Here is a 23,807-nt window from a genome sequence, read left to right on the forward strand (position 1 = left end):
GCGCGAGTACGAGCCGTGGACCGCGTACGGGCAGTCCAAGACCGCGAACGTCCTCTTCGCCGTGGAGCACTGGCCGGCCTGACCCGCCGGGAGCGGCAGGTCGCCGAACTGGTCCGCGAGGGCCTGACGAACCGGGAGATCGCCGCCGTGCTGGTGGTCACCGAGAAGACGGTCGAGATGCACCTGTCCCACGTGTTCGTCAAGCTCGGTGTCCGCAACCGGGTGCGGCTCGCCCGACGCCTGGACGCGATGGCGTCGAGCGGCCTGCCCTCCGCCGATGCGCCACCGGACCCGCCCCACCCCACGGGCGAGGACTGAGCCGCCCCGCTCACCAACCGGCGGCCACCGCCGCCACCATGTCGTCGGAGTGCGTGATCGAGACGGTCAGGCCGGAGACACCCGCCTGCGCCGCCATCCGGGCGGCGGCCCCGGCCAGGGTGACCTGGGGTGCGCCACCGGGCGCTCGGGCCACCACGATCTCGGACGGTGCCACTCCTTCGAACAGGCCCGTCCCGAGCACCTTGAACACCGCTTCCTTGGCCGCGAACCGACCCGCGAGGAACTCGCGCCGCCGTCGGGGAGCCAACGTCGTGGCGTACTCGATCTCGGCGGCGGCGAAGGCGTACCGGGTGAACCAGGCCCGCTCGCAGAGACGATCCAGCGCACCGAGCGGCAACAGGTCTATGCCGAGGCGCATCAGCGCACACCCTCCGGCTCGACGGCACCGGCGCCGCTGCCCTTCAGCAGTCCCTGGAAGACCGACAACAGGTGTACGTTGCCGGCGCCCTCCATGAACTCGAAGGCACGCACATCCCGATAGACCTTCTCCAGCCAGGGATCGTCGAGCAACGACGCCGGTCCCAGCAGTTCGGCGGCGAGCACCGTGGCGTCCTCGGCGACCCGGGCGGCCCCGGCCTTCGCCGCGGCGATGCGATGGGGATCGATCAGGCCACCGTCGATGTCGGCGGCGATCCGGTGGATGAGTCGACGGATCGCCGCGATCCGGTCCTCGACGGCCGCCAACCGGTCCCCACCGGCCCCACCGTCGCGTACCCCCTGCCCGCGTACGTGGTCGCAGACCGCCTGGGCGCAGCCCACCGCCATCGCGGCGATCCCGGGACGGGCGCGGTAGAACACCTGTCGGGCCCCGTGCAGGCCACGCTGGGTGGGCCGCCGATGCTGACCCAGCAGGTTGCGGGCGGGAATCCGGACGTCCTCGAAACGCATCCGACTGATCCGTGCACCACGCAGGCCGACCGACGGCAGAAGCTCGGCGCTGAAACCGGGGGACGAGGCCTCCACCAGCACCGCCTCGATGCCCCAGGGACCGGGCGCGCGCCGGCAGAACACCAGCCCCACCTGGCCCCGTGCGCCGTTGCCCACGTAGGTCTTCTCCCCGTTGAGCACCCAGCCGTCGCCGTCCGTCGCCGGCCGCAGCGTCGTCGTCAACTCCGTGGCGGCCGAACCCTTGGCCGGCTCGGTGACCGCGAAGAAGGTGTGGTCCGGCCGTGCGGCGAACCGACGGAACCAGCGGTCGGTCTGTTCCTCGTCGGCGAGCGCGTGGATGGCGTCGCTGGACAGCGCCGGTCCGGGACCGGCGAGCAGCACGTTCGGGTCGGCGTAGGAGAACCGTTCCCAGACGACGGCCTGCGCCAGCGACGTACCGCACACCGCCGCGACCTGCGGCGGCACGTCCAGTGCGGGCCAGTACCGGCGGGGAATGGAGAAGAACCGGTAGAGCAGGACACCGGGCAGATCGAGGTGGTCGTCGATGGCGTCCGGATCCTGGTCGAGCAGTTCGCCGAGCTTGCGGAACTCGCCCGACACCGACCAGCAGTGGCGGTCGAGCGCCCGCATCCGGTCGTCGAGCAGATCCGATCCGACCAGCGGGCCGCCGCGGTTCACCTCAGCCATCGCCCTGTCTCCTTCCCGGGTGCAGGTAGACGTTGCCGGCGACCTCGGCCAGATGCAGGTCCCCGGCCGGCCCGTCGACCAGGAAGCCACTGGCGCCGAGCAGCCGAAGCAGGTCACGACCGACGCCGACCAGACGGCGGTGGGTACGCCACCGGGCCGCCACGTTCTGGTCCCGACGCGCCTGCGGCGTCGCGTCCACCTCGGCGAGCCGGATCGCCACCTCGGCGAGTTGGGCCTGCACGAGTTGTCTGGCCAGCAGGGTGGTGCCGGCGGAGGTGCGGGCACCCAGATGACGCAGGGTGTGCCGGAGCACCTCGTGCAGCAGCCGTCGGTGCAGGTGGAGTAGGCCGGTGGCGAACGCCTCGGCGACCGCCTGCGGCACCGGGACGATCGTCGTCGACCGACCGTCGCCGACGGGGTCGGGGACCGTGGGGTGCGCCGACGGTGTGGCAGCACCGGAAGCGGCGCGGGACACCACGACACCGAACCGGGCCAGTGCACCGGGCGCAGCGGCGGGTAGCGCCGCCGGGGAGGCCACCACGTGCCCGGTGGGGGAGGGCACCGGGCCGGTCGGGGAGAGCCGGTGGTGCAACTCGTCCAGCGCGTCGGCGTACCACCGTGCGGGGGCAGGGGGCAGCGTGGTGTCCGGCACCATGGACCCGACATCGGCGGGTGCCCGGGGCGGTGTCATGGTGCCTGCTCTCGGGTCGATGCGGAAACGGGTGCGGCGGTCGCGTACTCCGGCGCGGTGCTCGCTCGTCGGCGCAGCAGACCGGCCTGGCTACGCCCGGTACGCGGGTCGGTGTCGCAGAGCACGAGCGTGCGGTACCCGTCGGCCCAGGCGCGATGCGACCGGGCCAACTCCCGCCAGACGCCGGTGCAGTAACTGCCGGCGTCGACCCGGTGGACCGGCAGCCCGAGGGCGGCCAGTGTGCCCGCGTCGACCCACGGGCCCGCCACCACCAGCGTCGAGTCCACGCCCGACCCGGTGGTCATCGCCCCGATCAGGCGTCCCAGCCCGGACGTGCTTGACACCGGCGCGGTACCCACGAACTCCCATCCGCCACCACCGCCGAAGACGAGCAGGGCACCGGAGTTGGTCAGCTCGTGGTCCGTCACGAAGGGATCGTGGTACGGCAGGCTGTTCTGCTCGCAGACGAAGAGCGCGAGGCTGGCGCACCGCCCCGACCGGGCGTACGCGTCCGCCACCTTCAACGCCGTGTACGGGGCACGTAACCCCTGCTCGGAGATGGCGAAGCTGTGGCTGCGATCGCCGAGCAGGTGGTTCACGTACGGGGTCACGTGCTTGAGCGACGACGGATCCGGGATGCCGTAGGCGAAGATCAACAGGTCGGGGCTGTCGATCGGCAGCTCCCGCAGCAGGTCCTCGGCCAACTCGGTGAACCCGACGTTGGCTGCCTGCGCCAACCGCCCCGGATCCGGCCGTACCCCGAACGGGCGCAGGATGTCCCGCTGGATGGCGTCACGGTCGTCGTCGGTGGCCGGCGGCAGCCGGTCGCGGCGCACCAACGCGGTGGCCGAGGTCAGGGACAGCGGCATGCTCACTCCCACTCAGGCGTGATCGTCCAGGTTCGCGACCACGTAGTCGGCCACCGTGCCGATGGTCTTGAAGTCGGCGATCTCCAGCCGCTCCGGGTCGACGTCGATGCCGACCCCGTCCTCCAACGCCATCAGCAGTTCGAGCACGGAGGTCGAGTCGACGTGCAGGTCCTCGAAGAGCCTCGTCTCCTCGGGCAGCCCGGAGATCGGGCGTTGCAGCACGTCACTGAGAGACTGCTCGATCTGCGAGACGACCTTGCTGCGGTCCATGACGGGTCCTTTCGGGTAGGCCGACCGGGGATGGCGGCAACGGGCGGATCAGGAGGCGGGGAAGGACACCAGACGCTGCGATCGCAGCAGATCGTCGACGGTGTCGCGGCTACGCACCAGGTGACCGACCCCGTCCACCACGAGCACCTCGGCCGGGTGCCCGTGACTGAGGAAGAGCACCGGTGAGGCGCTGGGACCGTACGCGCCGGAGCGGCTGACCCCGAGCAGGTCACCGGGGCGTACCTCGGGCAGCCGGACCCGCTTGGCGATCACGTCGTTGGGGGTGCAGAGCGGCCCGGTGACGGTGTACACCTCGCTCGCCGAGGTGTCCGGCCGGGTCAACGACCGCACGGGGAAGTTCCGTTTGACGAAGCTGCCGATGCCGACCGCCGCCATGTGGTGGTTGGTGCCGCCGTCGGCGACCACGAACCACTCACCACGGGACTGCTTGACGTAGCGGGCCCGCAGCACGTACGTCCCGGACCAGCCGACCAGGTAACGCCCGAGTTCGGTGATGATCCGGGTGTCCGGGTAACGCGCCAGGAACTCGTCCACCGCCCGGTTCACCCCCTCGGCGGCGGCGGTCGCGTCGAGGTCGCTCTCGTTGTCGAAGTACGGAACGCCCCAGCCGCCGCCGATGTCCACCGTCTCCAGCGGTACGCCGAGTTCCCCGGCGAGGGACTCGGCCACGCGCAGGACGCCCCGGGTGTTGTGCACGACGGTCTCCACGTCCAGGATCCGGGTTCCCAGATAGGCGTGTACCCCGATGATGCGTACCCGGTTCAGCGCGGTCACGGCGGCCTTCGCACCCCGCAGGATCTCCTCGTCGATGCCGAACTGGCGGGGCTTGCCGCCCATCGCCAGCCGCGAGCCGTGCGTTTCGAACTCCGGGTTGACCCGCAGGATCACTCGCGTCCCGGCGGCCTCCGGCAGGGCATCCAACGCGGCCAGTTCGGCGAGGGACTCCACGACCACCGCGTGTGTCCCGCCCTCGGCGCAGCAGGCCCGCAGCTCGTCGTCGGACTTGCCCGGTCCGAGGAAGATGAGGTCGTCCGCGCCGACCCCGGCCCGCCGGGCGGTGGTCAACTCGGCCAGGGAGGAGACCTCCAGCCCCGCGCCGAGCGACCGCAACAGGGCACACAGGCTGATGTTGGGGTTGGCCTTCATGGAGTAGAAGATGTCGATGCGCGGATCCAGGTCGGCACGCAGCCGCTCGAAGCGGCGCCGCAGGTGATCGCCGTCGTAGACGTAGAGCGGTGTGCCGTATCGCTGCGCCAACTCGGCGATCAGGGCGGGATCGGTGACGATCTCGCCGGTGGCGTCGGCCGGTTCTGCTCCGCTGCTCACGGGGAGACCTCCTGGCTGGGGCGGGTGGCGGTGAGTCGGGTGGCGAGCGCCCCGCGCAGGGCATCGTCCAGGGCCCTCAGACGATCGGCGTCCGTGGTGACGAGCAGGGCGTACAACCGGCCGTGGAACGGTGGCGGCCGGTCGGCGTCGGCGTTGACGGTGCCGAAGCAGGTGACGACGACCCGGTCGGGACCGGCCGGGTCGACCAGCGTGGCGAGCGTCCGGTCGATGTCGGCGAACGACACCGGCGCGGTGAGCGTCAGCGGGTACTGCCGGGCCAGCGCGACCTGCCCGGGTGCCTGGCACAGCTCGGCCAGGCTGCCCTGGTAGGTCGACATGTTGAGCCGGGCGTTGATCTCCAGCACCGGGTACACCACGCCGTCGAGGTCGACGATGGCGTCCACCCCGACCACTCCGGTGTAACCGTCGTCGCGGAGCCGGGCACCGACCAGCCGGGCGGCGCGGTCGATCTCGGCATGCTGGGCGTCGGTCAGCGCGGCGGGCATGATGTGTCCCTGGTGGACGCCACCGTCGGTGAGCGCCTGCTTGACGAAGTCGAGCCGGATCCCGCCGTCCCGGGCCACGGTCACCTGGTAGTTGAGGTCGTACCGTTTCGGCAACCATTCCTCGACCACGACGTGCAGCCGGTCGTCTCCGCTGCGTTCGGCCCGCCGGCGCACCATCCGCAGGATCCGGTCCGCCTTGCGGGGCGACTCCAGGACCAGCAGTCCCTTGCCGGACACCCCGTAGGAGTCCTTCACGACGATCCGCCGGCCCGCCGCGAGGGCGGGACGGTACCGCTCCAGGACCGTGGCCAACTCGTCGCAGGTCTCGCACTCGTCGCCCGGCACGACGCGCAGCCCGGCGGCGGCGGTCAGCCGGCGCCCGTAGATCTTGCCGTTGACCCGTTCGAAGGTCGCCGCGTCCGGCACCGCCAGCGGCACACCGCAGCTCTCGGCCAGCTTCTGTTCCAGGTCCGTGGTGGCCATCGGAAGCAGCCGCGCGCCGGCGGCACCGAGCGCAGCGAGCCGGGCCAGCAGTACCGGCGAGTCGAGAACGTCCTCAGTGGTGGAACGGTCGGCGGAGACGTTCTCCGGCACGACGATCTCGGGCACCGGCAGACCGGTCCGGTCCAGGTAGGCGCGGTACTGCGGATCCAGCGGGTACTTGCAGACGAGCACGTCGTCGGCGCCGGCGAGCAGGACGCCCAGTTCCTCCATCCGCCGCACCACGTTCGTGCCGGTGGCGAATCCCGGGTTCGGCAGCCCGACGTGCTGGCGGGCCCAGCGGTGCTCGGCCTCGAAGTTGCAGATCAGGACCAGCCGGCCGGCGGGATCGCCGAGCAGGCGCTGTTTCAGCGAGCGAAGGTAGCCCGTGTCCACGTCGTCCTCTCAGTACTCGATGACCATGGCGGCGTAGCTGGAGCCGATCCCGACCGAGGTGAGCAGGTACGACTCGCCCTCGCGGAGCAGGCCGCGCTCGCGCATCGAGACCAGGTTCAGGAAGGGGTCGGAGCAGTTGCAGTGGCCGTAGCGGGGGATGTTGTCCAGGAACACCCGCCGCCGGTCCAGGCCCACCTGGGCGCAGAGTCGCAGCCAGAGCGAGGCGTTGACGTTGTGCGGGATCACCATGGCGATGTCCGACAGCTCCTTTCCGGCCTGCGCGAGCGCGTCCGACATCGCGGTCCAGAGGTGGGTGTTGTAGGTGTCACCGAAACGACGGAGTTGCTCGGCGGACATCCGGAACCCGTCGGCGAACTCGCCCTCGGTGCGGGCCGCGTAGGAGAGCACCCGGCTGCCCGCGCCGTCGGGTGACCGGCCGGGACCGGCGGCGAGCCCACCGGAGCGGTACCCGTCCGGCGTGTCCAGGCCGACCAGCAGGGCCGTCGACGCCTCGCCGGTGATCGATACGTGCAGGACGTACCGCAGCACACTGTTGAACGCCTTCTCGCCGGTGACCACGAGGGCCTTGGCCATCGGATCGCCGTCGGCACGCAGCAGCTCACCGGCGATGTCGACGGCGGCGAGTCCACTGGCACAGAACTGCTGGGTCACCGCGAACGCGTCGGTTCCGGACAGGCCGAGCCGTTTCCGGAGCTCGTCGGCGGCGAGGACGTGCGACGGAGCGGGATCGGGCAGGGTGTGCGCGTAGAGCAGGTAACGGACGACGGTGGGATCGGGCAGGCCGCGCAGCGCCGCGCCGGCTGCCGGTACGAGCAGGTCGAACAGGTCACCGTCGGGGTCTGCCCGGACCTCCGCCATGCCTCGGATCCGACGTAGCACCTTCGTCTGGTAGCGGTTGAGCCCGCAGGCCGCCCCGATCTCCTCGACCGTCCACGACCGGGCGGGCGTGAACGCCTCGACCCGGTGCAGGACGGTGGCCGCCCGCACGAGGTCGGACGGCGGTGCGATCGCGCCACGCCGGCCCTCGTCCCGCGCCCGATCGACGGTGTCGCCCCGCAGGACCGTCGCCTGCGGGGTCGGGGGCACCCCAGGTGCCCCGACGGCACGTGTCGTGACGGGACCCGACCGGACCAGGTCCGGCCGGTGCGTACGGGAGAAGGTGTCGGCCACTCGTTCCTCCGGATTCGCGGGGCGGCCCGCCCGGGCGGCGTCGACGAGGCGGTGCACCGTTGGCGCGCGATGTCGGCGCGGATGCCTGGACCGAGGCGACTCGCTGGAGGGTCCGGCCCGCCGGTCGGCAGCGCCGGCCGCCCGGCCACACGGCAGACGATAGGCAGATCCAGATGCTTCGGTGAATTGGGGAAACCCCTGTAATGATCTGATAAACGTCAATGCCGAAGGTGGGGATTTCCCGAAGTGACTCCAGGGTCCGGGCGGATCTAGCGTTGGCCGTTAGGTGCCATCCGGATATTGGCTTATGGCGGTGACCTGCCATTTCGTCGACCGGGCCGGGAATGGGGTGGCGGCCGGTCCAAAGGAGAGAAACGATGGGAATCCGACCTATCGACCTGGTGCCCCCACCCGAGGACGCGCCGCCTGCGGTGAGGCTGACGCACGTGGACCAGCTGCGCGTCCGGTTCACCGGTGAGCGGGACGGCGAAGGACCGATCACCCTCGGACAGGCGAACATGCTCAGCTGGATCGCCAAGGAGAAGCCGTACGGGCGGTTCGCCGCCGGCCCCCTGGAACTGCCACCCGGTGCCTCGATGGTCGACGTCACGGCCGCCGTCGAGGTGCTGATGGCCCGGCACGAGGCACTGCGCACCCTCTTCCCCGCCGACGGGCGGACCCAGCAGGTGCTGCGCTCCGGCGAACTGGCCGTCGACGTGTTCACCGCCGACGAGGAAGCCGACACGCAGGTGCTCGTGAACGAACTGATCCGCATCCTGCGCAGCGAGGAGTTCGACCTGTCCCAGGAGCTGCCGATCCGGGTCGCGGTGACCGCCGTGGACGGCGTACCCACCGCCGCGGCCGTGGTCTACTCGCATGTCGTGGTCGACCTGCCCAGCATGGTGATGCTGGCCCGACAGTTCACCGAACTCGCCGCCGATCCCACCCGCCGACAGGTCGGCCCGCACGGGCACCAACCCCTCGACCAGGCCGCAGCCGAGCGCTCCGAGCGGGGACGACGCCGGGCCGAGGAGGCGCTCCGCTACTGGGAACGGATCTTCACCACCATCCCGCAGAACCTCTACGCGGTGCCACCGGCACCCGACGGGCCGGGCGGATCCTCATCCTCCTGGCTCTGGTCACGCGCCGCCGCCCTGGCCCTGCCGCACATCGCCGCCCGCACCGGCGCCAGCACGTCGATGGCGGTGCTGGCCGCCGTCTGCGCGGTCCTGAGCCACCGCACCGGCCACCGCCAGATCGCGATGCCGACCCTGTGCAGCAACCGCTACGAGCGCCGGCTGCACGACTACATCGGCCCGCTGGCCACCGACAGCCTGGTGTCGGTGGAGGTCACCTGCGCCGGCTTCGACGAACTCATCCACCGGGCCGGCACCGCCGTCCTGCGCGCCAACCGGTATCCGGCGGGCCAACCCCAGGAGATGGACCGGCTGGCCCGGATCACCGACGAGCGCGGCATCCACGTCGCCCGCCGCTGCACCTTCAACGACTCCAGCGCCGCCATGGGGTCCGGACCCCCGACACCGGCCGCGACCGACGCGACGGCGACGGACCCGACCGAGGCGCGCCGGGCACTGACCGAGTCGACCGTGGTGCCACGGTCGTGGGGGGAGATCCGCGCGCTGCTCGCCTTCCGCCTGCTGGACAAAGAGGGGCAGATGATCCTCGGCGTGCTGACCGCCGACCGCCACCGAATCACCGACGCCGAGAGCGCACTGCTGCTGACGGCCGTCGAACGGCTGCTCGTCGAAGCGGCGGCGGGTGACGTCGACCTGGACCGGCTCGGCGAGGTGACCGCAGTGGCACCACTGACCCGGGATGCCGACTGGCGCTTCGTCGACTCCAACTGGATCCAACTCTCCCAGACCCAGCACCTGCTCGACGACGCGCTGCCCACCGCCGGCGCCCGGGTCTTCGCCGTACCCGACGACCACGGCCGTCCGGAACTGGTGGCGTACCTGGCCAACGGCGACGCGACCACGCCGGGCCGAGCCCACCGGGCCTGCCTCGAACGGCTACCCGGCCGGGACACCGCGATGGCCCCGCGACGGTACGTCGTCTGCGCCCGCGCACCGCACGATCCGGCCGACCTGTCGCAGTGGCGACGCATGCCGGTGCGGCACACCGGAGACGGGCGGGAAGGTACGCCACAGTGACCACCTCCCACGACGGGGACGCGATCGTGCTGTCCGGGCTGCGCAAGTCCTACCACGGACGACCGGCGGTCGACGGGATCGACTTCACCGTCCGTCGAGGCGAGGTCTTCGCCCTGCTCGGACCGAACGGCGCCGGCAAGACCACCACCGTGGAGATCCTGGCCGGGCACCGCCGCCGCGACGGCGGTGAGGTCCGGGTACTCGGCGCCGACCCCGCCGACGGCAGACCGGAGTGGAAGGCCCGGATCGGCGTCGTCCTGCAACGCGCCGACGACCTCACCTACTCCAGCGTCCTCTCGGTACGCGACTGGGTCCGATCGGTCGCCGCCTACTACCCGACGCCCCGCCCCCCGGACGAGGTGATCGAGCTGGTCGGGCTCTCCCGCCAAGCGCGGGTACGCGCCTCCGCGCTCTCCGGCGGTCAACGTCGCCGGCTCGACGTGGCCCTCGGCATCGTCGGCCGACCCGAGCTGCTCTTCCTGGACGAACCCACCACCGGATTCGACCCGGAGGCCCGGGTCCGCTTCTGGTCACTGCTGACCCAGCTCGCCCACGACGGCACCACGATCCTGCTCACCACCCACTACCTGGAGGAAGCCGAACGCCTCGCGGACCGGGTCGCGGTGGTGGCCGCAGGACGCATCGTCGCGATCGCCACGCCACAGACCCTCGGCGGACGGGCCAGTGCCACCGCCACGGTGCGGTGGACCGGACCCGACGGAACACAGAGCCTGCGTACCGGTGATCCGACCGCGGTCGTGCGCGAACTCGCCCAGCGCTTCGGCGGCGCCGTCCCCGATCTGGTCGTCCAGCGCCCCAGCCTCGAGGACGTGTACCTGGAGATGATCGGGCAGTCGCCGACGCGCGCGGACACCCGCCAACCGGTGACCGGAGGACCGGCATGACCACCGTCAGCGAGGGCGCCCGCCCGACACCCGAACACCCGGCCATGACGGCGCCGACCGGCGGACACCGTGCACCGGCCCCCCGCATGCCGAGACTGCTCCGGGTGGTGGCCGCCCGCACCCGCGTCGAGTTCCTCTCCCTCGTCCGCGAACGCTCGGCGATGGTCTTCACCTTCGCCTTCCCGCTCACCCTGCTGATCATCTTCGGCTCGGCGCTGCACGGCCAACCGATCGCCGCCGGGGTCGTCTACGAGCAGTACTTCGTCGCCGGCATGATCGCCGCCGGACTGTTCGGATGCAGCTTCCAGAACCTCGCCATCGTCATCCCCCTGGAACGGGACATCGGCGGCCTGAAACGACTGGCCGGCACACCCATGCCGAAGTCCGCCTACTTCGCCGGCAAGATCGTGATAGTGGCGTTCACCGCGCTGGTGCAGAGCGTGCTGCTGATCGGGATCGGCGTGATCTTCTACGACCTGACCCTGCCCACCACCGTCGGCCCCTGGCTCACCTTCCTCTGGGTGGCCGCACTCGGCACGATCGCCTGCACCCTGCTCGGCATCGGCGTGGCCGGAATCGTGAAGAACGGCCGGACCGCTCCGGCGATCGTGTCGCCCCTGGCGACCGTCCTCCAGTTCGTCTCCGGGGTGTTCTTCGTCTTCGCCTCCCTCCCCACCTGGATGCAGAGCATCGGCACGATCTTCCCGCTCAAGTGGATGACACAAGGGATGAGATCGGTCTTCCTGCCCGACTCCTTCGCCGCGCACGAGGTGGCCGGCGACTGGGAACACGGGCGGATCGCGTTGGTGCTCGGCGCCTGGTGCCTGATCGGACTCGTGGTGGCGGTACGCACCTTCCGCTGGCGCAACCGCGCCGACGGCTGACCATGAACTGCACCCCTGAGGAGAAGAGATGACGGGTCAGCGGCGGGCGGTCGTGCTCGGCTACAGCGGGCTGCACGGATCGGCCGAACTCAAACAGTCCTGCTTCCCGGGCCTCGACGAGCGGGAGGCGCGCCTGTTCCAGGGACTGGACTCCGCCGCCGCCCTCGTCGTCGACGGCGAACTGGTCGCCGCGGTGCAGCAGGAGCGGTACTCCGGGATCAAGTTCGACCACGCGTTCCCGGCCGACGCGATGGCGAGCTGCCTGACGATCGCCGGTCTGGACGCCACCGACGTCGACGCGGTGGCCCACAACTTCGACCACTCCCACATGCGGGTCTTCGCCGAGGGCGAGGAGTACGCGCGACGCCGCTACCGCGAGATCCTCGACCCGGCCCGACAGACCGAGCTGCTGCACCGGTTCATGCCCGCCCTGGCCCGGCACCGGGTGACACCGGTGTCCCACCACCACGCGCACGCCCTCACCGCCGCCGTCCCCTCCGGCTACGACGACGCACTGGTCGTGGTCGTCGACGGCATGGGGGAGTTGTACGCCATCAGCGTCTACGCGTGGCGGCACGGGCAGCTGACCCGCCTGGCCGCACTGGACTACCGCGCCAGCCTCGGCCTCCTCTACGCGATCCTCACCATGCACCTGGGTTACTGGCCCAACAGCGACGAGTACAAGGTGATGGCACTCGCCGCGATGGGCGACCCGGCGCGGTACCGCGACGTGCTGGCCGACGCGGTGCACTGCCAACCGGACGGACGGCTGGACGTGCCGCTGCTGCGACTCAACCGGGAGCCGTGGGCCCGGGAGACCTTCGCGACCTCGCGGGACTGGCTCACCGAGCGGGCCTGCCCGCAACGACGCGCCGGCGAGGAACTCACCCGGGAGCACATCGACCTCGCCAGCGCCGCCCAGGAACGCGTGGAACAGGCCCTGACCCACCTGCTGTCGTACTGGGTACGGCGGACCGGGCTGCGGCGGGTGGCGTTCGCCGGCGGCGTCGCGCTGAACTGCGTCGCGATCGGCAAACTGGCCGCCTCCGGCCTGGTCGACTCCGTGTACGTGCAACCGGCCGCCGGCGACGAGGGAACGGCGGTCGGCGCCGCACTCGCCCTGGCCGGTCCGGCCGTCTCCGGCGCCCACTACCCGTCGATGACCTACCTCGGCCCGGACGTCACCGAGGACGGACCTCCGGCCGACCAACCGTACTGGTCCGTGCCGGTGGGTGAGGGCGTCGCCGAGGCGGCGGTCGCACGGCTGCTGACGGAGGGCCGGATCGTCGGCTGGGCCCAGGGCCGGCTGGAGTTCGGCCCGAGAGCACTGGGCAACCGCAGCATCCTGGCCGACCCGAGGGACCGTGGCGCGCGGGAGCGGGTCAACGCCGCGGTGAAGTTCCGCGAGGAGTTCCGCCCGCTCGCCCCGGCGGTCAAGGCGGAGCGAGCCGACGACTGGTTCGTCATACCGCCGGGGACGAACATGCGGCACATGACGGTGGCCGTGCCGGTACGACCACCGATGGCGCAGCGGATCGCGGCGGTCGTGCACGACGACGGCACCGCTCGGGTGCAGGCCGTCCATCAGACGGACAACCCACGGTTCTGGCGGATCCTGGACGAGTTCGAGCGGCTGACCGGGACACCGGTGCTGATGAACACGTCGCTGAACGTGAAGGGCCAGCCCACCGCCCGGGCGGGCGCGGAGGCGTACCGCACCTTCGACTCGTCGAGACTGGACGTCCTCGTCCTCGGCGACCGGCTCTACGCCAAACCCGACGCGGTGGCGGCGGTCGAGCGGGCGGTGACCGACGCCGCGCGACACACCGTGCTCAAGGTGCGATAGGCGAGCCGGAGCACACCCCGGCCGCTGCTTTCCCTGTTCGCCGTAGTCAGCGCCTCCGTTCAGCCTGGTGCGCGACGAACAACCGGTCACCGTCGTCGGCGCGGCGACCGAACCGACGAGCTCGGCCGGCGTGGTGAGCGTCGTCGGTGGGTACCTCGGGCCCGTACGCGGCCGGACGAGATGTCCTGTCACGTACGGGTTTCAGCGGAAGGTCGGTCCACACAGGTGGAAGCCGCCCTTCCTCGAATCGAGCGGAAAGAAGGACCATGGCCGACAGCCGTGACATGTACGTCGTGCACAGCCTCTTCAGGCGCGAGTTCCCGACCGCCGCGGCACTGGTCCGGACAGTGGCTGCGGATGACGCCCCGACCACCGCCCGCGTCGCCGACCACGTGCTGCTGATCACCGGCGCGTTGCACACGCATCACACCGGTGAGGACACGCATGTCTGGCCGAAGTTGCTGCAACGCGGTCCGGACGAGATCGCGCCGCTGGTCCAGACCATGGAGAGTCAGCACGAGAGCCTGCACGCGGCACTGGCCGACGTGGAGGAGCGGGCGACCGTGTGGCGCCGTACCGCGACTGAGGCTGACCGGGAAGCGCTGGCCGCAGCCCTCGACGCGTTGATCGCGCCGATGTCGGCACACCTGGACGCCGAGGAGGCCCACGTGCTGACGTTGATCGACAAATACCTCACCGACGAGGAGTGGGCCGAAGCCGGGAAACACGGGCTGGCCTCGGCGCGGAAGAGCCAGCTGCCGATGATCTTCGGCATGCTGCTGCACGACGCCAGGCCCGAGCACACCGAGAGCCTCAAAGCGGTGATCCCGGGCCCGGTCTGGTTCGTGCTCTCCCGCCTGGGCCCGGTGGCCTACGGCAGGTACGCCCGGCGGCTGGGCCTCGACCGGGTGGGCGCCGCCTGACCGCGTGGGGCGGTCGGCCCGGGGTCGGCCGCCCCCTGGCCTGCCGTGTGAGAGGCGGCGGAGCCGGTCGTGGCGGATAATTGCCCGATGACAAATCCTGACCTCGATCCGGACGTCTATCCGCCCCTCGACCCTCGTGAGCCCGTGCCGGACGACGTCGGTGAGCTTCTTCCCGACACGCCCGGCGAGCTACCGGAGGCGCCGGTCGAGCCGTCGCCCGACGACGGTGAGCCGGGAGGCGTACCCGAGCCGGCATGACGGCGGTCGCGAGCGGCGCCGATCAGCAGTCCCGGTCCGCCGGGGACCAGCCCCATGAGGCGCCAGGTGGACCGCCGCGATCGCCCAGGCCGCCCCCGGCCTCTGCGCCGTCGCCGTCGGCGAGTTCACTGCCGGACCGACAGGTGTCGCCCGGTCCGTCATCGCGGACCGGGCGACGCTGTCATCCGTGCGGTGTTCCTCGACGGTGTGCGAGGGGAGCGACGACGCCGGGTTTGCTACTCCTGCCAGACGTTGAGGGCCCAGGCGAGGACGTACCAGACGCAGACGTACTCCCGCCCGGAGGCGATTCCGGCGATGTGGCAGGTGATCGGGTCGGGGAAGACACCCTGGAGCAGCCAGGCGCCCGCCGCGGCCTGCGTCACCGGCGCGGCACTCACCGCCGCGGTGACGGCGGTGACGGGAGCGGCCTGGGCGGCCCCGGCGGTCGTACCCAGGCCACTGGCCACCAGGGTGACCACCAGGGTCGTCGTGGCCAGTCTCTGCCGCAGTGATCGTTTGCGCATCGGGTTCTCCTCCCACGCGCCCTGGGCCGGATGTCCGGCCCAGGGCGTCCGTCGATGATCGATGCGTTACATGCTGCGCGGAGAACGGGCTCGGGTCGTCGGCCCACGACCTGACCCGTCGCGTACGCCAGGCGGGTGAGTCCGACCGTCCGCGTCCCCCGACAGGTGGACCCGCCACGCGAGCCGGCGCCATGCCCCGGGTGCCGATACCGAATCCCGGCGCATGGACGATGCTGCTCGGTCCGTCGGTGTTCAGGCGCGGCCACGTACGAGGGGCAGGAAGACCTCGTCGACGATGTCGAGGAGCACCTCGTCGGGGACCGAGGGGACGCCGCGCATCGCGTACTCGGCTCGTAGCAGCATCATGGGCGTTGTCGCGACGCGCGGATGGGCGGCCCTCGGCGGTGCCTCGCCGCGTGCCACGGCACGTTCGAGCATGCTCAGCCAGACGCGGTCCATGGTGTCCGCGCCCGAGCGTTCGCGCATGAGGTCGAGCAGCGCCGGGTCGTCCGCCGCCGCCGCCAGCAGGGCGCGGAGGACCGTTCCGTGCGGCGAGGACCACGTCTCGTTCGCCCGCCGCAGCATGTCGAGTGCGTCGCCCCGCAGGCTGCCGGTGTCGGGGTTCGGCATCACGGCGTCGGAGAGGTAGCGGTATGCCGCGATCCCCAGTGCTGCCCGATGTGGCCACCGGCGGTAGATGGCGTTCTTGTTGGTCCCGGCCCGGGCGGCGACGCGGTCCATGGTCAGCCCTGCGTAGCCGGACTCGCGCAGTTCCTCCGCCGCCGCGTGAAGGATGGCCTGTTCCAGCTCCGCGCCCCGGCGCCTGGTGCCCATGTCTTGCAGGGTACTGGAAGTACCTTATAGGGTACTCGGCGTACCTTAGATGAGAAGGGGTCCCCGATGCGCGTCTTCGGCATGAACTACGACACCGGCTTCGTCAGTGCCGGATCCACCACCCACGAACCGTTCGCCCCCGAGACCGTGCGGCGCGACCTCCGCGTCATCCGTCAGGAACTGCACTGCGACGCGGTTCGCATCACCGGCGGTGTCCAGGAGCGGCTGGACCTGACCGCGCACATCGCCGCCGAGGCGGGACTCGAGGTCTGGTACTGCCCGTTCACCAACGGTCTCGACCGCAAGGAGCTCATGGCGTTCGTGCTCGACGGCGCCGAGCGGGCCGAGCGGCTGAGGCGCAGCGGCGCCTCGGTGGTGTACCTTGCCGGCTCCGAGATCTCGTTGGTCACCAACGGCTTTCTACCCGGCCGTGACCTTGCCGAACGCATGGCGCTGTTGACCGAACCGATGAGGATGCGGGAAGCGATTCCTGCCGCGCGCGCCGCCGTGCGCGACTTCCTCGCCGAGGCGGTGCCCGCGGTGCGGGACCGGTTCGGCGGTGCCCTCGGCTACGCCTCGATCCCGTTCGAGGACGTCGACTGGGCCTCGTTCGACATCATCGCCAGCGACGCCGGTTACCGCGACGCGACCAATGCCGCAGCGTTCCCGCAGACCCTGGCGGCGGCGGTGGGCCAGGGCAAGCCGTACGCCGTGACCGAGTTCGGCTGCTGCACGTATCGCGGCGCGGCCGATGTCGCGGGAGGAACGGAACCCGTGACGTACGACGAGCACGGCCGTGCGGCGAAACTGACCGCGGAGTTGGAGCGTGACGAGGAGGGCCAGGCTCGCTACGTGCTGGATCTGCTGCACGACTACGAAGCCGGCGGGGTGGAGGCGGCGTTCGTGTACACCTTCGCGAACCGGCACCTACCGACCACCGGTGACCCGGCGCACGACTACGACCTGGCCGCGCGAGGGATCGTGCGGGTGTTGCCGGACGGCTCGTGGACGCCGAAGGCCGCGTTCCACGCACTGGCCGAGTACGGCCGCACGCGCACTCGGACGGGGCCCCGGTGATCCTGGTCGGCACCCTGCGCGTGTGCGCGATGCTGCGAGCCGACCCGACCGCCCGGGCGATCGGCAGGGGATTCAGCCGACGAGCCCGGATCCTCAGGAGGTGGACGGCGCCGCCACCGTGCTCAGGTATTTGGTGAGGCGGAGCAGCACGTGACCGGGGTCCGCGTCGAGGAAGGCGGCGGTATCGGCGAGGGCGCCGATCAGAGGCAGTCCACGACCACCGACAGTCAGCGGATCCGGCAACTCGGCGGCGAGCTGCGTGTCGTCGGGGGTGTCGCCGCGATTGCCGACCTCGATCAGGCAGTCGTGACCGTCGATGAGGATCGTCACGTCGACGGTGCTGCCACTGTCGGCGTGCAGCACCGCGTTCGCGCAGGCCTCGGACATCATCACCGCGAGGTGATCCCGTGCCTCCTCACCGACGTCGGTGAGGCTGAGCAGAGTGGTCAGGACGTGGCGGGCGCGGGTCACCGAAGAGGGCTGTCGTGGCAGTGACAGTGTCATGGTCACGCGCATTCCCGCAGCTCCCTCTCGGCCGTTCCGTGGCCGCGTCGGTTTCCCGGTGCCGTACCGACTGTGATCCACCGTACCCGGGCCTGATCCGCTGAAACGGCCACAGTGCCGCCGTGCGGTGTGCCCGTTCGCGGTGGTTTCGCCGCCGCGCGCATAGGCTGGTGTGCGGCACGCGTGAGGAGGCTGTTGTGGATCTGCAGGTGTCGGCCCGTCCCGGCCGGGGGTGCACGGTGGTGGAGGTGCAGGGTGACCTCGACATGGCCACCTCCCCGCGGTTGCGGGGCACCCTGCAGAAGCTCGTCGACGCCGGTGACCGACAGGTGGTGGTGGACCTGGCCGGGGTGGCGTTCATGGACTCCAGCGCACTGGGTGCGTTGGTGGTGATGTTCAAGTCGTCGCGCGAGGCCGGCGGACGGCTCAGCCTGGCCGGCGTGCGGCCCGCGGTGCGCCGCGTGCTGAACATCACCTCGGTGGATCGGGTGATCGACATCTACGACGACGTCCCGGCAGCCGAAGCGACATATCGCCCTTCGGCGGTGTGACCGGCAGGAGTCGGTCAGTCGGGCAGCGCCGCGCTGGCGCGTTCCGCATCGGCGCCGGCGTTGGCGAGCCGACCGCGCTCGTGCCCTCCGTACCAGTCGAGGATCAACAGCGTCGCGTCGTCGGCCAGGGTGGGTCCGGCCACCTCGAGCACGGCGTCGGCCAACGCCCGGGCGGCCTCGCGCGGGTGCAGGTCACGCAGCGTCGGCAACACCGCCGGAAGGTCCAGGCCGGCGGCGTTGCGTTCCAACATGCCGTCGGTGACCACGACCAGGCGATCGCCGGGCTGCAGCGTGACCTCCTCGTGCTGGTACTCGGCATCGGCGAACATGCCCAGCGGGAGGTTCCCCGGCAGCCGTACCGGCTGCGTCTTCCCGCCGCGCACCAGTAGCGGCGGCACGTGCCCGGCGTTGAGCAGCGCGCAGACCCCGGTGCGGAGGTCGAGGCGACCCAGGACCGCGGTGACGTAGCTGCCGCGCACCACGGCGTGTTCGGCCACCGCGGCGTTCGCGACGTCGGCCTGCTCGACCAGGCCGGCGGGGAGGCGGCGGGTGTTGCGCAGGCTCCCGACTCCCAGGGTGGCAGTCAGCGCGCTGGACACGCCGTGACCCATCGCGTCGGTGACGCTGAAGTGCAGGACGTCGCGGCCCAGGCTGTAGTCGAAGGTGTCGCCGCCGATGCTGGCAGCCGGCTCCAGCCACCCGGAGAGCGTGAACGCGCTCGCCTCACAGGTGAACGACCCCGGCAGCAGGCGACGTTGGATCTCCGCGGACAGCGTGAACGGGGTGGTGCGTTGACCCCACTCGAACAGGTCGGTGTGTCTCCGGTTGGCGATCACCACGAAGGCCAACGCGTGCGCCGTGCGGGAGATCTCCCCCAGCGCCTGCGCGGTCGGCTCGGTGGGTAGCGTCATCTCCAGCAGACCGATCGCCTCACCACGGTCGGTGACCGGCGCCAACACCGTCCAGCCGTGGGCCTGCTTGGTCACCTGCACCGTCTGGGTCCGCAACGCCTGCTCTGCGGGACCCTGATCGAACGGCTGCACGGTGGCGACCTCGTCGCCGTGGCGGCGGGTGCCACCCGCATCGTCGAACGGCACGTGCGCCAACCGCACCAATGCCCGACCACTGAGATCGACGATCAGGAACGAGACGTCCGACGCGCCGAGCGCGGCACCGACCTCACGGGTGACCGCCTCGACCGGTGAGGCGTCCTCCGCCGCGTCCAACAGGCCGGCCAGCACACGCCCTTGACTGCTTTCCACCCCCGGGTCTATGGAACCACCCCGCCGACCAGCACCACGCGCGAAGGCGGGCACCGGGCGACGCCTCACAGGGTGATGACCACCTTGCCGCGCGCGTGTTCGTCGGCGAGGTAGCGGAACGCCTCGGCGGTCCGTCCGAGTGGAAAGGTGCGGTCGACGACCGGCGTGAGGCGGCCCGCGTCGACGAGCTGGGTGAGCGCCAGCAGGTCACTCTTGCGGCCGATCGACGAGAGTGGTCGCACCGGACGCTGCCGCATGAAGGGCGCGGTCAGCATCGTGATGAGGTTGCGTTCGAACCCACCCAGCAGCCGGCCACCCTTCTCCACGCCGACCAGGACGAGCGTTCCGGTCGGGGCGAGGAGCTGACGGAGCCGGTTCACCGGGCGGTCACCGATCAGGTCGATGATGACGTCGAAGCGGTGGGGGCTCCGGGTCACGTCCTCGCGGGTGTAGTCGACGACGTGCTCGGCGCCGAGCGACCGGATCAGGTCGACCTTGGTGGAGCTGCCGACGCCGGTCACCTCGGCGCCGTACGCCCTGGCTATCTGGACGGCGAAGGTGCCGACCCCGCCGGCGGCGCCGATGACGAGGACCCGCTGTCCGGGGCGGGGGCGGGTCCGGCCGTCGAGGGCCTGGAGGGCGGTCATGCCGGAGACCGGCATGGCGGCGGCCTGCGCGAACGTGAGCGCCGCCGGCTTCGGTACGAGGTTCTTCGCCGGGATCGAGGCGAATTCGGCATAGAGGCCGGTGCCCCAACCGAGCACCTCGTCACCGGGTGCGAACTCGGTGACGGCGCTGCCGACGGAAAGCACCTCACCGGCGCCCTCGGTCCCCGCGATGCGGTGCCTCGGGGCACGGGGTCCGACGATGCGGACCGCGTACGGCCGTCCCGCGAGCAGGATCCGGTCTCCCCGGTGGATGCCGGCGGCCCGGACCCGTATCAGGACGTGGCCCTTCCTGGGTTCGGGCCGCGCGACCTCACGCAGCGTCAGCGTGTCCGGTGTGCCGTAGCGGTCCTGGGTGATGGCCGTCATCGTGTCCGCCGCCGAGCCGGTCATTCGACGGTTCGCAGGATCTGCTCGATGGAGGCGGTGCGGGTCCGCAGCTCGGCGACGTCGGCGGCCACCCGCTGCTGAGCGTCCAGCGTGTTCTCGGCCAGTTTCTCGTAGCGGCCCACGAGCTGCCGTAGCTCCTCGTCACGCTGGGCGTCGATCCGGTTCTTGCGGAACTCCAGGACGGTGGCGGCGGTACCGCCGAGGATCAGGAAGGCGAACAGCAGCAGACCGAGTACGAGGACCGTCTCGGGCCAGGTCTGTGTCATGGGGAGCGCTCCTTCGGTGCCGGACCCGTCGCGGGTTCGGAGCTGGTGAGGGTCTGTGCGGCGGCGACGAGGGCCGACGCGGTCAGGTGCAGGTCGAACTCGGCGACCTCGTAGTACTTCATGGCCTTGCCGTCGTCGGACAGCTCGAGGCTGCCGATGATCAGGCCGGCGGCTTCCAGTCGTTGCAGGTGCATGTGCAGCAGGGGTCGGCTCACGCCGATCTCGCGGGCCAGGTGGCTCACGTAGTCGCGGCCACCGGCGAGCTTCGCCATGATCCGCAGCCGGAGCGGATTGGCCAGTGCGGCCAGCATCTCGACCAGCTCGTCGCCGGTCGGCTGGGCCACTGTCATCATCCGCCTCCATGTGTAAGAGAAACCTTACATGTGAAAAGCTAGCAGGGCGGGTGGGGCTTGACAAGCCTGGGACCTGTCAAGCCTGTGGATCCGGCAACCCGCGGTCGTCACCACGCAGAGGACACCTGGGGGTAGCTCGCGCGGGGGACGGGCCCCGCGCCACCGTCCCGCCCGGCACGGGCCGGTCGGCGGCGACGTCAGGCCGGCTGTGGATCGACGCCGGTGCGCCCCCGTCGGCTGGCGAGCATCTCGATCGCCGCGAACACGATCCCGAGGCCGGCCAGCAGCACCAGGTTCCACAGCACGGACAGCGGCGCGGTCAGGGGCGCGAGCACGGTGAGCAGCACCGCACCGCCGATCCTGGAGCCGCTGACCCGCCTCCACACCCGCCACCAGAACGCCTGGTTCGCCGCGATGTAGGCGACCGCACCGAGGTAGAGCGCGTAGTGACCCAGGGCGTGCGTGTGGGCGCCCAGGGGGCTGCCGTGCAGGATCAGGGTCTCGCGCAGGCCGAACGCGAACAGGATCAACCCGGCGACCATCGGCAGGTGCAGGTACGTGTAGGCGTCCCGGGCCAGGTGGACCCGCTCCTCGCCCCGGGCGGCCTGCAGGGCGTCGTGCGCGAGCCCGGCGTCGGTGTGGAAGTAGGACCACCAGATGGTGCAGATGGCGATCGAGGCGGCGACCAGGAGCAGGACCAGCAGCAGCGACGTCGCTTCCTGCGCGCCGGAGAACCCGAGGGCGATGATGGTCTCACCGAACGCGATCAGCATGATCAACGCGTAGCGGTCGGTCCAGTGCCGCACGGTGCGGATCCGCCACCTGCGCAGCCCGCTCCGGTAGCTCCCGAGGATCTCGGTCACCACCGCGACCAGCCACATCATCGTGATGATCAGGTCGATCGGTGGCGCGTCGCCGAAGGTCACCTCCACCACGATGCTGCCGGTCAGCAGCGCCAGCGCCACCGCACTGGGCCACGCCGACTGCCGGACCACGGCCGGCAGGTCCGGTTGGTCCCGCGCGGCATACCAGACCAACGCGGCCTGGACGATCCAACCGGCGAGGTACGCGGCCACCACGACGCTGGCACCGGGGAGTCCACCGGGAGTCGACTCGAAGGTGTGTGGCAGCGCGATGCCCAGAATCAGCGTCAACGCCATGACGCCGATCATCGCCAGACGCACCGGGACGGTCTCGTGCCGGATCGCGTTGGTCACCCAGGAGAAGCTCGCCCACGCCCACCACAGCAGTGCCAGCAGGATCAGCCCCTGCACCACCCCGAAGACCGAGTTCTCCCGCACCATGAGGACAGTGACCTGGATGAACGCGAACACGAAGACGAGGTCGACGAGGAGTTCCTTCGGGGTGGCTCCCGGGATCTTGGCGACTTCGGGATCGACCCGCGCGTGTAGTTGCCGGTGGCGTCGCCGGAACACGGTGCGGTCGGCGACGACCATCGCCGTGACCCCGAGCAGGAGCAACGCGAGCGCACCCAGAGGTGGGGTACGGGCCGCCAGTGGCAACAGCGCCAGCAACGTTACGCTGCCCACCACCGGGCTGCGCCCGAGCATGCCGAGGGCGCGACGCTGAAAGGCGATCAGTCCGCCGAGATAGACGATGACGCCCCCGAACAACAGAACGGCGCTCGCGGCGTGCCAGGGATGGTCGGCGGTGCCGGTGGCGGAGGAGACGGCGTGCTTCAGGCCGAGCGCGAGCACGATGAGTCCGCAGATCATCGGCAGGTGCAGGCCGCTGTAGGCGTCCCGGGCGATCCGGGACTGCTCGGCGCGGGGGAGAGCCTGCATCGCGTGTTCCGCGACGACCTTCGCGACGTCGAAGTAGGTCCACCAGAGCACGGAGATCACGGCGATGCTGAGTGCGGCTCCGGCCAGAAGCTGCCAGGTGACGGGCTCGTCGCCGCCCAGACCCTGGCTGACCCCGACCGAGATGACCGTCTCGCCGAGTGCGACGAGGATGATCAGGCCATGCCGCTCGGCGAGGTGTCTGCTGGACACCACCTGCGCGTTGCCGCTGCTGACCACCCGCAGCGCACTGAAGTTGATCACGATGACCAGGGCGAACAACACGGTCCGCAGGTGCCGGTCGTCGATCGGCAGGTCGAGCCGGGGCGGCAGCCAGATCGCGCAGGCCAGGATCACCCCGGCCGGCAGGTAGGTCAGCCAGGACGCGATCACCGGACGTCGCCCGGCCGGGCCCTGCGACCAGTGCAGATAACTGAGCACCGCCAGCACGGAATAGATGATCAACAGGTAGCCGGACGCGACGAGCAGCGGTTCGAAGACGCCGCCGGACTCGGCGGTGAAGGTGCCCGGAATGGCGACGCCCATGATCAGCAGCGTCGTGGCGATGCCGAAGACGACCAGGGGCAACAGGCCCTTGTCCAGGTACACGACGTTGCCGAGCCAGGCGCAGGAGTTCCAGCAGTGCCACAGCATCAGCACCACGATGGTGCCCTCGGCGACCCCCAACCATTCGAGGTGGCTGGCCATCAGGTTGGTGACCCGCAGGAACGCGAACACGAAGAACAGGTCGATGAAGAGTTCCATCCAGCTCACCTCGCCGGTGGACCCCTCGGTGCGAAGGACGAGGAACCGACGCCGGAGCGCGGCCGGTGTCGCGCCCCCGTCCCTCATGCCCCTACTGTGCCGATCGGGCCGGGGCGCGGCGGCCACAACGGGGAATTCACGCGCCGCCGACGGCACCGTC

General features: G+C 70.9%; 25 protein-coding genes. 9 read left to right on the top strand and 16 right to left on the bottom strand.

All coding sequences use genetic code 11. From position 1 onward, the window contains the following. Positions 1–318 (top strand): helix-turn-helix transcriptional regulator (locus tag EYA84_RS01400; protein ID WP_131051150.1); only part of this gene is annotated, 318 nt, incomplete at its 5' end. 10 nt (positions 319–328) lie between these two features. Here the strand turns inward: EYA84_RS01400 and EYA84_RS01405 are convergent. The 8 genes from EYA84_RS01405 to EYA84_RS01440 are packed head-to-tail and all read right to left on the bottom strand — an operon-like array spanning position 329 to position 7,580. After that, positions 329–697, bottom strand: a complete 369-nt coding sequence (locus tag EYA84_RS01405; RefSeq protein WP_131051151.1) for a holo-ACP synthase — start codon at positions 695–697, stop codon at positions 329–331. Continuing rightward, positions 697–1,914, bottom strand: a complete 1,218-nt coding sequence (locus tag EYA84_RS01410) for an acyl-CoA dehydrogenase family protein (protein ID WP_131051152.1) — start codon at positions 1,912–1,914, stop codon at positions 697–699. The genes EYA84_RS01405 and EYA84_RS01410 overlap by 1 nt, the downstream gene beginning before the upstream one ends. After that, positions 1,907–2,605: an acyl-CoA dehydrogenase family protein gene (locus EYA84_RS01415; protein ID WP_161594877.1), complete on the bottom strand. Its 699-nt coding sequence runs from the start codon at positions 2,603–2,605 to the stop codon at positions 1,907–1,909. Before EYA84_RS01415 ends, EYA84_RS01410 begins: the two co-directional genes overlap by 8 nt. Then, positions 2,602–3,474 (bottom strand): hypothetical protein, encoded by an 873-nt coding sequence (locus tag EYA84_RS01420; protein ID WP_131051153.1) that lies wholly within the window; start codon positions 3,472–3,474, stop codon positions 2,602–2,604. The genes EYA84_RS01415 and EYA84_RS01420 overlap by 4 nt, the downstream gene beginning before the upstream one ends. 12 nt (positions 3,475–3,486) lie before the next feature. Continuing rightward, positions 3,487–3,744, bottom strand: a complete 258-nt coding sequence (locus EYA84_RS01425; protein ID WP_131051154.1) for an acyl carrier protein — start codon at positions 3,742–3,744, stop codon at positions 3,487–3,489. A 48-nt stretch (positions 3,745–3,792) separates the two neighbouring features. Further along, positions 3,793–5,091 (bottom strand): alanine racemase, encoded by a 1,299-nt coding sequence (locus EYA84_RS01430; RefSeq protein ID WP_236145544.1) that lies wholly within the window; start codon positions 5,089–5,091, stop codon positions 3,793–3,795. Continuing rightward, positions 5,088–6,473 carry an ATP-grasp domain-containing protein gene (locus EYA84_RS01435; protein ID WP_131051155.1) on the bottom strand — a complete coding sequence of 462 codons (1,386 nt, stop codon included), beginning with the start codon at positions 6,471–6,473 and terminating at the stop codon, positions 5,088–5,090. The genes EYA84_RS01430 and EYA84_RS01435 overlap by 4 nt, the downstream gene beginning before the upstream one ends. Before the next feature lie 9 nt (positions 6,474–6,482). Then, entirely contained in the window at positions 6,483–7,580 is a 1,098-nt protein-coding gene (locus EYA84_RS01440) for a 3-oxoacyl-[acyl-carrier-protein] synthase III C-terminal domain-containing protein (protein WP_201272263.1), read from the bottom strand. Between the two features lie 461 nt (positions 7,581–8,041). Here EYA84_RS01440 and EYA84_RS01445 point away from each other — a divergent pair, with 461 nt between their 5' ends. The 6 genes from EYA84_RS01445 (at position 8,042) to EYA84_RS32910 (ending at position 14,654) form a co-directional block, all read left to right on the top strand. Beyond that, entirely contained in the window at positions 8,042–9,838 is a 1,797-nt protein-coding gene (locus EYA84_RS01445; protein WP_161594878.1) for a condensation domain-containing protein, read from the top strand. Then, positions 9,835–10,743: an ABC transporter ATP-binding protein gene (locus tag EYA84_RS01450; protein WP_201272264.1), complete on the top strand. Its 909-nt coding sequence runs from the start codon at positions 9,835–9,837 to the stop codon at positions 10,741–10,743. Before EYA84_RS01445 ends, EYA84_RS01450 begins: the two co-directional genes overlap by 4 nt. After that, complete coding sequence (locus EYA84_RS01455) at positions 10,740–11,627, top strand: ABC transporter permease (RefSeq protein ID WP_236145545.1); 888 nt, start codon at positions 10,740–10,742, stop codon at positions 11,625–11,627. Before EYA84_RS01450 ends, EYA84_RS01455 begins: the two co-directional genes overlap by 4 nt. 28 nt (positions 11,628–11,655) lie before the next feature. After that, complete coding sequence (locus EYA84_RS01460) at positions 11,656–13,473, top strand: carbamoyltransferase C-terminal domain-containing protein (RefSeq protein ID WP_131051157.1); 1,818 nt, start codon at positions 11,656–11,658, stop codon at positions 13,471–13,473. 266 nt (positions 13,474–13,739) lie between these two features. Further along, the gene (locus EYA84_RS01465; protein ID WP_131051158.1) at positions 13,740–14,396 is read left to right on the top strand and encodes a hemerythrin domain-containing protein; all 657 of its coding nucleotides are present in this window, start codon (positions 13,740–13,742) and stop codon (positions 14,394–14,396) included. Positions 14,397–14,483: 87 nt separating this feature from the next. After that, positions 14,484–14,654, top strand: coding sequence for a hypothetical protein (locus EYA84_RS32910; protein ID WP_162854322.1), 171 nt, complete (start codon positions 14,484–14,486; stop codon positions 14,652–14,654). Positions 14,655–14,890: 236 nt separating this feature from the next. Here EYA84_RS32910 and EYA84_RS01470 read toward each other — a convergent pair whose 3' ends face one another. Together EYA84_RS01470 and EYA84_RS01475 are read right to left on the bottom strand one after the other, a co-directional pair. Then, positions 14,891–15,178 carry a hypothetical protein gene (locus EYA84_RS01470; RefSeq protein ID WP_131051159.1) on the bottom strand — a complete coding sequence of 96 codons (288 nt, stop codon included), beginning with the start codon at positions 15,176–15,178 and terminating at the stop codon, positions 14,891–14,893. 252 nt (positions 15,179–15,430) lie between these two features. After that, a complete protein-coding gene (locus EYA84_RS01475; protein ID WP_131051160.1) occupies positions 15,431–16,012 on the bottom strand; it encodes a TetR/AcrR family transcriptional regulator in 582 nt (193 codons plus the stop codon). A gap of 66 nt (positions 16,013–16,078) precedes the next feature. Between EYA84_RS01475 and EYA84_RS01480 the strand changes: the two genes are divergently transcribed. Next, on the top strand, positions 16,079–17,089 hold the full coding sequence (locus EYA84_RS01480) for a hypothetical protein (protein ID WP_131051161.1): 1,011 nt from the start codon (positions 16,079–16,081) through the stop codon (positions 17,087–17,089). Between the two features lie 93 nt (positions 17,090–17,182). Here the strand turns inward: EYA84_RS01480 and EYA84_RS01485 are convergent, their stop codons facing one another. Further along, on the bottom strand, positions 17,183–17,605 hold the full coding sequence (locus tag EYA84_RS01485; RefSeq protein ID WP_131051162.1) for an ATP-binding protein: 423 nt from the start codon (positions 17,603–17,605) through the stop codon (positions 17,183–17,185). 185 nt (positions 17,606–17,790) lie between these two features. On the opposite strand from EYA84_RS01485, the gene EYA84_RS01490 reads away from it, so the two are divergent. Continuing rightward, positions 17,791–18,144 carry an STAS domain-containing protein gene (locus tag EYA84_RS01490; protein ID WP_131051163.1) on the top strand — a complete coding sequence of 118 codons (354 nt, stop codon included), beginning with the start codon at positions 17,791–17,793 and terminating at the stop codon, positions 18,142–18,144. A gap of 14 nt (positions 18,145–18,158) precedes the next feature. On the opposite strand, the gene EYA84_RS01495 is transcribed toward EYA84_RS01490, so the two are convergent. From EYA84_RS01495 to EYA84_RS01515, 5 genes are all read right to left on the bottom strand, one after another. Beyond that, positions 18,159–19,406 (bottom strand): PP2C family protein-serine/threonine phosphatase, encoded by a 1,248-nt coding sequence (locus tag EYA84_RS01495; protein ID WP_131051164.1) that lies wholly within the window; start codon positions 19,404–19,406, stop codon positions 18,159–18,161. Positions 19,407–19,471: 65 nt separating this feature from the next. After that, the gene (locus EYA84_RS01500; RefSeq protein ID WP_131051165.1) at positions 19,472–20,440 is read right to left on the bottom strand and encodes an NAD(P)-dependent alcohol dehydrogenase; all 969 of its coding nucleotides are present in this window, start codon (positions 20,438–20,440) and stop codon (positions 19,472–19,474) included. A 20-nt stretch (positions 20,441–20,460) separates the two neighbouring features. Next, on the bottom strand, positions 20,461–20,727 hold the full coding sequence (locus EYA84_RS01505) for a hypothetical protein (RefSeq protein ID WP_131051166.1): 267 nt from the start codon (positions 20,725–20,727) through the stop codon (positions 20,461–20,463). After that, on the bottom strand, positions 20,724–21,077 hold the full coding sequence (locus EYA84_RS01510; protein WP_131051167.1) for a winged helix-turn-helix domain-containing protein: 354 nt from the start codon (positions 21,075–21,077) through the stop codon (positions 20,724–20,726). Before EYA84_RS01510 ends, EYA84_RS01505 begins: the two co-directional genes overlap by 4 nt. A gap of 200 nt (positions 21,078–21,277) precedes the next feature. Further along, positions 21,278–23,734: a low temperature requirement protein A gene (locus EYA84_RS01515; RefSeq protein WP_131051168.1), complete on the bottom strand. Its 2,457-nt coding sequence runs from the start codon at positions 23,732–23,734 to the stop codon at positions 21,278–21,280. Positions 23,735–23,807 lie beyond the last annotated feature (73 nt).

The organism is Verrucosispora sp. SN26_14.1, from assembly GCF_004307965.1.
GTDB lineage: Bacteria > Actinomycetota > Actinomycetes > Mycobacteriales > Micromonosporaceae > Micromonospora.